Here is a 9775-nt window from a genome sequence, read left to right as displayed (position 1 = left end):
GCTCCAGATCAAAGGGCCGCTCACGCTCCTGCCTGATATATGCCTCCACCTTCTCCTCTCGCTCCTCCTCCCGCTCCTGAAGCACGCTCACCCTCGTCAAAAAGGCTCCCGGCTCTTCCGCAATTCGTTGGACCGGACCCTCTCCCTCTTCGGGAAAGCTCGTACGCAGGCTCTCCTGACGCCGAACCAGCCGGTATAAGCTTGCAATTAACGCCTCATGATCCAGTGGCCCATACAGGTTCCACGCCAGCACAATCGTATAGGCTGATTGTCCCGGAGTCAGCCGATCCAGAAACCAGAGCCGTTGCTGCGCATACGACAATGGCAACCTCTCGGTTCGTGATACCCGCTTGAGCGCGAACTGTGTATCTTTCCCCTGGCTCTTCTGTTGCCTCTCGATAAAGCTCGCCATAGCACGAATAACTTGCTGCTCAAAAAAAAGATGGAGCGGGAAGACAATCTGAAACGCACTGTAGATTCGGGCTACTATCTGAGTAGCGTGAAGGGAATGCCCCCCGAGCGCAAAGAAACGATCCTCCACCCCTACCTGTGCCACACCCAGAACCTCTCTCCAGATCTCGACTAAGGTCGCCTCCACTTTTGTTCTCGGCGCAACATAACTTGTCCCGGTCATCTGCCGGCTCTTTGCCAGGGCAGGCAGCGCTTGCCGATCAACCTTCCCATTGCTCGTGAGCGGAAAGCTATTCAGCAGCACAAAGCCGGCGGGCAGCATATATGAAGGAAGCCGTTCCTGAAGCCATTGTTGAAGCTCTTCCAGAAAGTGTTCATCCTGCTGCCCCTCACGCGGTATCACATAGGCTACGAGTTCTTTTTGTTCGGGGATATCTTCTCGCGCTACGACCAGGCTCGTTTTCACCCCATGATGCATGGCAAGTATCCCCTCAATCTCACCAGGCTCAATACGAAACCCGCGAATCTTTACCTGGTGATCGCTCCGGCCAATATACTCGAATGTGCCATCAGAAAGCGTGCGCACCAGATCACCCGTCCGGTAGATTCGAGCGCCAGGAGTAGACGAGAATGGATCTGGAAGAAAACGCTCCGCTGTCAACTCTGGCCGGTTGAGATACCCCGGTGATACGCCCTCTCCTCCGATATAGAGTTCTCCCACAGCGCCAGCCGATACCGGTTGCAAGTTTGCATCCAGAATATGGGCCGTCGTGCTGGCGATAGGATACCCGATATCGGGCATCTTCAAGTCTTTCTTCTTCCCGGCTGAAACGGTACCTGCCGTAGCTACAACCGTACATTCGGTAGGGCCATAGTGATTCACCAGACGGAAGGGCAAACCGGGTTCAGGATAAAGGCGGAGTTTATCCCCACCGGTGAGCAACGCACGCAATGGCACACGTTCCGGCCAGGAAAGTGCGAGTATTGTTTCTGCAAGCGGCGTGGGAAGAAAACAATAGGTAATGCGCTGTTCTAGAAGCCAATCCCGCAAGAGGTGCGACGAAAGGCGCGTCTCTTCATCAGGAATATGCAGGCTGGCCCCCACAACTAAATACGGCCAGATTTCCCAGACACAGGCGTCAAACGCAGGGCTGGCAAGCTGAGTGGCACGATCCTCAGGAGTAATCTCATAGGCCTGAATGTGCCAGCGAAGCAGATACAGCAGGTTCGCATGGGAAATCTGTACGCCCTTTGGCTTACCGGTAGAACCGGAAGTGTAAATTACATAAGCAAGTTCCTCCAGTTCTCGGCTTACATCCAGATTGGTCTTCGGCCATACAGCTCTTCTCACCACCTCCACATCAACCGTACTCACTCCCGGCAGGGCTTCCCCTCGCGTAAGCACAACCTTTACGCCGGCTTCTTCCATCTGTAACACGTTTCGCTGTGGAGGCGCCCCCGGATCAAGCGGCACATATGCCCCGCCGGCCTTCCAGATCGCAAGCAGGCTCACAATCAGATCAACCGATCTCGGTAAACAAACCCCTACCAAACTCCCTCTCCTGACTCCACGTTCTCGTAAGCAAAGTGCCAGTTGGTTCGCCCGCTCGTTCAGCTCCCAGTAGCTCAGACTTTCCCGCTCATCGCTGACCGCAAGCCTCGCAGGAATACGTTCTACCTGCTCTTCAATCAATTGATGGACACAACGTTGAGCGCGTTCGGTCTGCTCATCTTTAATCACTCCCTCCTGGCGCAGAAGATGTTTTAGCAATTCCTGTTTTTGAAGAGAGAGCTGTTTCGATCTATCAGCCATTGGTTTTTCTCCTCATACTTCTCAACAATCTAATAGATCACGATTGTGTTTACAAACCATGTGAACAATCTCGGAGTATGTTCCCGGGAGCTGGTATCAATCCTTCATCTATCAGATAGTGAAGATACATGCCTGGCAAATCAGCATCCACAGATGGGTAAACAATCGACGATCCTTTGAGCCTTTCTAGAGTCCGCTCGCACCCAAAGCGATTCCGTCTCCGCGTTCGATGAACAAACATGTTTGCGTCGGAAGCCGCCCCCTCCTCAAGCAATTGCAGAAGAAGCTCCGCATCTGGATCGGGCTTCACCTTCAGTGCTTCAATAATATCGGACTTCCAGATACTCAATGGAACCAGCTCCACCTGATAGCCAAAAGTACGCAGCCAATGAAGGACTTCCTGCCAGGGAATCAGTTCAGGGGAAACCAGATGAAAGACATCTTTCTCGGTATTCTGCTGCTGAGAGAGGTATACAATTGCTTTGCTTACATAATCAACAGGCAGGATCTCCATATACTCATCAAGCATAGGAGCTTTCCCCAGACGAAGACATGTCATAAGCAAACGCAGCCACACATCGCCACTGTTGCTGACACCAGTCTCACTATGTCCGGTAATAGTTCCGGGACGATAAATAGTAACGGGCAGTCCTCTTTCACGATACTGGAACACAATCTGCTCTGCCACCCACTTACTCAGGCTATATCCGTTGGCTGTTGCTATAGCTTCGGAACGACAACGCGGAATGATATGCTCCTGGAGAATCGTTTCATCATAGACATCAAGATCAAAAACGGAAACCGAAGAGATATAATGGAGCGGCTTTACACGTGTTCTGCTCGCAAGGCGTAGCACTTCCCTGGTTCCAAGCACATTGGTTGCTTTCAAGGTCTGATAGGGATAGAAGAAATTAACCTGAGCCCCATTGTGATAGATCACATCAAGGCTTTCGGCCAGTCGATCAAACTCAGCAGAAGGAAGCCCGAAACAGGGCAGCGCCAGATCCCCTTGAAGGGCAATAATCCTCGAAAGATCACACTGACGCGACAACGTGCGAGAGCTCAGGTTATTCAAAACTCGCTCCCTTGCCTGTGCAGGTGTAGATGCACGAACCAGACAATACACAGTAGCCTTTGTCCTCTGCAACAGCTCAGAAAGCAAAAAAGCACCTGTAAAGCCAGTCGCTCCGGTCAGCAGAATGGCTTTTGGCTCTTCTGGCGCCGCGACATGAGCAGGCAGCCGAATCTCCTCAGCAAGGACTATCTCTTTCCATAACGCCTCGGGGCCTGATGCATCTTCGTTTGCCGCTTGCCGATGCAGTTGTTCAATTGCCTCTGCCAGTGCCGCAATGGTAGGCTTTTCCAGAAGGTGCCGGACAGAAAGCTCTATCTGGCAGGCCTGATTAATGGCAGCGATCAACTGCGTAGCAAGCAGCGAATGCCCTCCCAGTTCAAAGAAATCATCATAGACCCCGATTTCCCGCAAGCCAAAGAACGTCTGCCAGAGAGTACATAGACGCTGTTCCAGCTCCGTACGAGGCGCTACATATGCTGTCTGCATCACTGTCGAACACTCGCCCTGAAATACCGCAGTATCTTTCACAGGAGAGGTAACCGAGTGTCCTGCATAGAAACCGGACGGCGCATCAAGCCAATACCGCTTTCGCTCAAAAGGATATCCGGGGAGAGGAACACGCTTTCGTCGCTCATCCGCATAGATTTTCTGCCAGTCGACATGTACGCCCGCCATCCAGAGTTTTCCTAGCGTTTGCAAGAGAAAATCAGTGTCCATAACACACTGTTCTTCCCTTCTCATGGAGGCCAGAAAAAGATGAGGCGTATTGTCTAACTGCCTTTGTGCCGATACTTTCAGTACCTGTTCCGGACCAACTTCCAGCAGAATAGCCCCTTCAAAGCCCCTCAGAATGGTTTGCAGGCCAGCCGCGAATTGCACGGTCTGTCGGATATGCCTGACCCAATACTCCGGGTTGCTTGCCTCTTCTGCCATAATCCATGTCCCTGTGACACTCGATATGTAGCGTTTTAGCGGAGGGCGAAAGCGAATACCTTGTACAGTATGGCGAAACTCGTTCAGTAGCGGGTCCAGCATCGGAGAGTGAAATGCATATGCTGATTCCAGCAGATGACATTGTACGCCGCGTTCGCTCAGCAGAGCACGAAGTGTTTCAATCCGTTCACATGGTCCCGCGACGACACACTGAGTCGATCCGTTCTGTGCAGCAAGTGAAAGTTCAGCGGGAAGCAGAGGAAGCACTTCGTTCACAGATGCAGACACTGACAGCATACAGCCACCACCCGTTTTCTGCACCATCCTGCCATACAGAAGAGCCAGTTCAAGTCCTTCTTCCAGCGTTATGACACCAGCCAGACAGGCAGCAACATATTCACCTACGCCCCATCCAAGCATTGCATCCGGCTGTATGCCCCAGGTCATCCATAGCTGAGCCAGCGCATATTCAAGCATAAAGAGGAGTGGCTGTGTGATCTGTGGCTCGCGCAGTCGCTCCTCCAGCCGGGAGGACTCATCAGCAAAAAGAAGAGCGCGCACATCTTCCCCCAGAAACTTCTGAAGCAGGACAGCCACCTTATCAACGTGCTGACGAAACAAAGCCTCTTCTTGATACAGGGTGCTGCACATCCCACCGTGCTGGCTTCCCTCTCCCGGGAAAAGGTAAATCACGGAGCGGCGTAACCCATCATCGACATGAGTTAAAAGCGTCGCTGGATTCTTGCCCTGTAACTCCTGAATCGCATCTATCCTATCACAACACACACATATACGCCTGTAGGGGAAATGCTTGCGTCCAACCTGAAGTGTATATGCTATATCTGCCAGCTCCTGTTCAGGGTGTCTCTCAATGTGGCTTGCGAGCTGAGCAGTGACTTCCTCTAAAGCGGAAGGCGTTCGAGCACTCAGAACCAGAAGTTGAACAGGCCGAGAAAAAGGGGCTGGATCGGCTTCAGGAGCCTCTTCCAGGATAACGTGAACATTTGTGCCTCCGACGCCCAGAGAGTTGACACCTGCACGACGCGGAAGCGCAGGCGTTTCCCACGGCCTGTACTGGGTGTTGACATAGAAAGGGCTTGTCGCAAAACCAATTTGAGGATTGGGTTGCTGAAAATGCAGACTGGGGACCATGCTTTTATGCTTCAGCATAAGAGCAGTCTTGATGAGACCTGCAACCCCGGATGCATGATTCAAATACCCGATATTGCTTTTCACAGAACCAAGTGCACAATAGCTCTTTTCTGCGGTCCTGCGTTGGAACGCTTTTATTAATGCAGTCAGTTCCAGTGAGTCACCCAAAGGGGTTCCAGCTGCATGAGCCTCTACGTAACTAATGGTAGAGGGATCAACACCCGCCAGAGCCAGTGCTTCCAGAACTGCTGTTGCCTGCCCATCCACACCCGGTACAGAATAGCTGGCTCTGGATGCTCCATCATTCGTGATTGCCCCTCCTTTAATGACGGCATACACCGTATCTCCATCTCGCACAGCATCCTCCAGCCGCTTTAACACCACCGCTCCCAGGCCATCCCCGAAGATGGTTCCTTGAGCTCGGGCATCAAAGGCCCTGCAATGCCCATCTGGTGATAACAGACTGGTTTCTTCGTAAAGATACCCCTGATCAGGGGCTGGATTCACGGAAACCCCTCCCGCAAGCATCATGTCGCATTGATAGCTCATAAGGCTCTGGCAGGCCATATAGATGGCGACAAGCGAACTTGAACAGGCCGAACGAATATTGAGACTTGGCCCTTTCAAATTCAGCTTATAGGAAACTCGTGAACTGATATAATCGCCGCTGTTCAGGTAATCAATGGCGTTTCCGCCGATTGCTTTTTCTATATGGGGATGCGCATGAATATGAAACACATAGGCATTATCACCTGAGCCAATATACACCCCGACCACTCCCGAACAGGTTTCCGGATTATAGCCAGCGTGCTCAAAAGCATGCCAGGCACACTCCAGGAATAGCCGGTGTTGCGGGTCCATAACCTCAGCCTCGCGAGGCGTGTAGCCGAAAAACGAGGCATCAAAAAACTCTCTCTTTTCAAGCAGCGAGGCAGCCCGCACATAATTCGGCTGTGCGAGTTGCTCCGGATCAACTCCGGCAGCAAGCAATTCCTCATCTGTGAAAAACGTAATCCCTTCTCTTCCTTCACAGAGGAGCCTCCAAAAGGCCTCGACATCTGGCGCTCCCGGGAAGCGACAGGCCATGCCAATAATGGCAACGCCATCTAGAGATTCATGGGAGGGTTCCATCATGCTGTCTCCTCTCCTTCATCAGTGCTTTTCGTTTCTGCAAAGCCTCATTTTGCCGCTCTACCCGTTTCGCAATCTGTTGTTCTTCCTCCTGTTCCTGCTGTTTTTCCTGACATTCCTGCAAAAACACAGCTAATTCCCTGATAGTCGGATATTTCAAGAGATCAAGTACCGCGATAGGGAGCTTGAGCAGACTTTGAATCTCGTTGTGCAGTCGGATCATCAGGAGCGAATGCCCACCACGATCAAAGAAATTGTCATGGATGCTTATCTGCTCAACTTGTAACAGGCGGCACCAGATAGCGGCTATCTCTTTTTCCAGGTGGGTACGAGGAGCAGCCTCCACTCCTTGAGAGCAGGCCTCTTCTTCCTGTGGAAGGGCTTCATAACAAACCGCTCCATCAGAATCAAGCGGTACATCCTCAAGCAGGATAAGCGATACAGGTCCAAAGGAAACGGGAATATATTCCTGCAGTATGGCTTGAAGAGCAGGTTTGAGCGTCGCCCACTCAGCCTCCTTTTCTGGAACAACATAGACAACAAGTCGTTGTTTCTCACGCACAACGATAACAGCCTGATAGGCCTCCCTGTGCTCCATCAGCAAAGTGGCAACGGCAGCAAACGAGAAACGCTCATTGCGAACTTGAATTTCCGGTCCGATCAGTTCAAGTCTTCCGTCTGGAAGTACTCTGGCCCTGTCGCCAGTTTGAGAGAAGCGTGTTCCCGCAATCATCACAGCGGTTTCTGATCGCTCTCCCGCAACGTATATCTCGCCAATAGCTCCCAGTGGCACCTGTTGCTTCTGCTGGTCCAGAAGAAGAAGCGGAACAAGAGGATAGCCAATAGGAGTGCAGCGACGCGGGGGTTTCGTTGCATCCAGCACATACAATGTCTGCCACGTTCCCGCCACGCCATAACCATGTATGATCTCTATGCCCGGCAAACGCTGCTGTAGCTCCTGTAACTTCTGCTCGGGAAATGTTCTACTCTGAGTCAGAAGCAGTTGCAGAGGACAGAGGTATCCTTGACGACTCAGGCGCAGAAGCGCGGGCAAAAAATGTTCAGGAAGATAGGCACCGGTTATCTGATGTGTAGCCAACCACTCGCAATACGTTTTCCCCGGGAACCGATACGCTTCAGGAACAAGCCAGGCAGTCCCTCCACCAGTTAACGGGAGTAATAGTTCATACAGAAAGGTTGGTGAAGAGTGCAAGGACCAGACTCCCATGCTGACAGCTCTTTTTCCCCAACCATGTTGGACAGCATGCTGAAGGAACCGATAGAGCTGGCTTTGCGTTTGGTCTATTGAAGGATACCATGCCAGGATATCCGTCATTTCGCGTTCCTGAACCGGAAGCGGCGCAGGAGGTGCTATCAACTCATCTATACAGAGGCACGGAATATCACTGAAGTAGCCTCGCATCGCTTGTTCACAGATAACACATCTGATAGAAGGCATTCCCGCTCTTTGCGAAAAGGGGGGCTTTTCTTCTAGCGGAACAGAACTGCACCCTGCTCTCAGGATTGCAAGCATCGCTATGACAGCAGCAAGTGACCGTTCCAGGACAAGCCCGATATATGAACCTGCCTGTATCCCCATTGCCAGCAGATGCTGTGCTACCCTCTCGATTTCACAGGAGAGCTCGCGATATGTATAGCTCTTTCCTTCATAGACAAGCGCAGTCGCGTCAGGGGAACGTTCTACCTGAGAAGCAAAAAGCTCATAGAGAGCATTGGCAGGAATCTCATCTTCTGGCGGGAACGCCAGCGGAGAAGCAAGCAAAGGAAGATCCTGAAGACGCTGTTCAGGATTGTCTACCAGGGCGGCCAGAAGCATGCGATAGCTCTCCATCATCTGCTCGATACTGGCTCGTTCAAACAGCTCACCATTGTATTCGAGCGAACCCTTCATCCCTTGCTCGCTCTCCTCTAACAACAAAGTAAGCTCAAATCTGGCTGTTTTATTCTCCATAGAAAGCATTGTCCTCTACTTCAAAGGGGAGACAGACAAGTCCGGTCAATTCCTGTTCCCGATAGGCGTTCTGAAGCGAAAACAAGATCTGAAACAGAACGGTTCGACCGGGGTCGCGCACTGGCCGCAATGCTTCAACCACTCGCTCAAAAGGGATATCCTGATTGCTATAGGCATCCAGTGCATCAGCCTTAACCCGCTGTAAGATGGTTCGGAAGGTCGGGTTCTCCTTCAAATCGGCACGTATAACAACTGTATTGACAAAGTTGCCAATCAGCGGCTCAAAGTCAGTCCGTGTCCGGTTGGAAACGGGCAACCCAACTGCAATATCTTCCTGTCCAGTGTAACGACTTAACAGGACCTGGAAAGCTGCCAGCATCAGCATCACCAGTGTCACCCCTTCGCGCTGACAAAGCGCAATGAGCTTCTCATGCAGGGCAGCATCTAGCGTGAAGGAAAAAGTATGCCCGCTATACCCCTGCCTTGCGTGGCGAGGATGATCTGTCGGCAATGCCAGCGGTGCAGGACTATCAGACAGACGCTGAAGCCAGTAGTGGAGCTGTGCATTCCCGCGTTCCCCCTGTACTCGCTCCTGTTGCCATTGCACAAAATCCGCATACTGAACAGCGAGGGGAGGCAATGGAGAAGGCCGCTCATTTACAAAAGCATCATAGAGCTGTGAAAGTTCTTGTGAAAGAATCCCCATTGACCAGGCATCGGCGATAATATGGTGGAGCGAGAGGAAAAGAATATGCTCATTCTCCCGGGTCGCAAAGAGATATACGCGTAGAAGCGGACCGCTTTCCAGATGAAAGGGCTTCTGTTTATCTTTCCGAATTGTCCGGATGATTTCCTGCTTCTGCTCCTGCTCTGAGAGGTTGACAAGCACTACAAGCTCTAACTTGAGCGTATAGGCCGGGCCAATGTGTTGCACAGGCAAGCCATGAACAACAGGAAAGGTCGTCCGCAAAATATCATGGCGTCTGATTATCTCATTCAAGCTGGCCTCCAATGCATCCACATGCAAATCTCCCAGAAGGCGAAGACCGGTAAGCATATGAAAATTGCTACTGGTTGGCTCTATCTGATGTAAAAACCATACCCGCTGCTGCGCAAAGGAGAGAGGAACAGTCTGTTCACGCTGAATAGACTTCTGCTCTGTCTGAGCGGTAAGTCCCTGTTGCTGTAACAGGCGTTGAAGGAGTGCCTGTTTCTCTGCGGAGAGCTTCATTCTTCCATACCGGGAGGATGCCATACTTGCTCCTTATCGTCTCTTTCCAATCATCAT

4 protein-coding genes are annotated in these 9775 nt (G+C 51.7%); all 4 read right to left on the bottom strand.

From position 1 onward, the window contains the following. Window positions 1–2224 (bottom strand): non-ribosomal peptide synthetase (locus EI42_RS18330; RefSeq protein ID WP_146505375.1); only part of this gene is annotated, 2224 nt, incomplete at its 3' end. Window positions 2225–2273: 49 nt separating this feature from the next. Further along, window positions 2274–6518, bottom strand: coding sequence for a type I polyketide synthase (locus EI42_RS18325; protein ID WP_111324079.1), 4245 nt, complete (start codon window positions 6516–6518; stop codon window positions 2274–2276). After that, window positions 6499–8487, bottom strand: a complete 1989-nt coding sequence (locus EI42_RS34410; protein ID WP_170142734.1) for an AMP-binding protein — start codon at window positions 8485–8487, stop codon at window positions 6499–6501. Before EI42_RS34410 ends, EI42_RS18325 begins: the two co-directional genes overlap by 20 nt. Further along, the gene (locus EI42_RS34405; RefSeq protein ID WP_111324077.1) at window positions 8477–9742 is read right to left on the bottom strand and encodes a condensation domain-containing protein; all 1266 of its coding nucleotides are present in this window, start codon (window positions 9740–9742) and stop codon (window positions 8477–8479) included. Before EI42_RS34405 ends, EI42_RS34410 begins: the two co-directional genes overlap by 11 nt. Window positions 9743–9775: the final 33 nt, after the last annotated feature.

Source organism: Thermosporothrix hazakensis, from assembly GCF_003253565.1.
In the GTDB taxonomy this organism is placed as follows: domain Bacteria; phylum Chloroflexota; class Ktedonobacteria; order Ktedonobacterales; family Ktedonobacteraceae; genus Thermosporothrix; species Thermosporothrix hazakensis.
This window is presented reverse-complemented; position numbering and strand designations above follow the sequence as displayed.

Excerpts from the sequence above, each read along its gene's own strand:
- EI42_RS18325 (WP_111324079.1), bottom strand. The coding sequence starts at position 6,518 with ATGATGGAACCCTCCCATGAATCTCTAGATGGCGTTGCCATTATTGGC.
- EI42_RS34410 (WP_170142734.1), bottom strand. The coding sequence starts at position 8,487 with ATGGAGAATAAAACAGCCAGATTTGAGCTTACTTTGTTGTTAGAGGAG.
- EI42_RS34405 (WP_111324077.1), bottom strand. The coding sequence starts at position 9,742 with ATGGCATCCTCCCGGTATGGAAGAATGAAGCTCTCCGCAGAGAAACAG.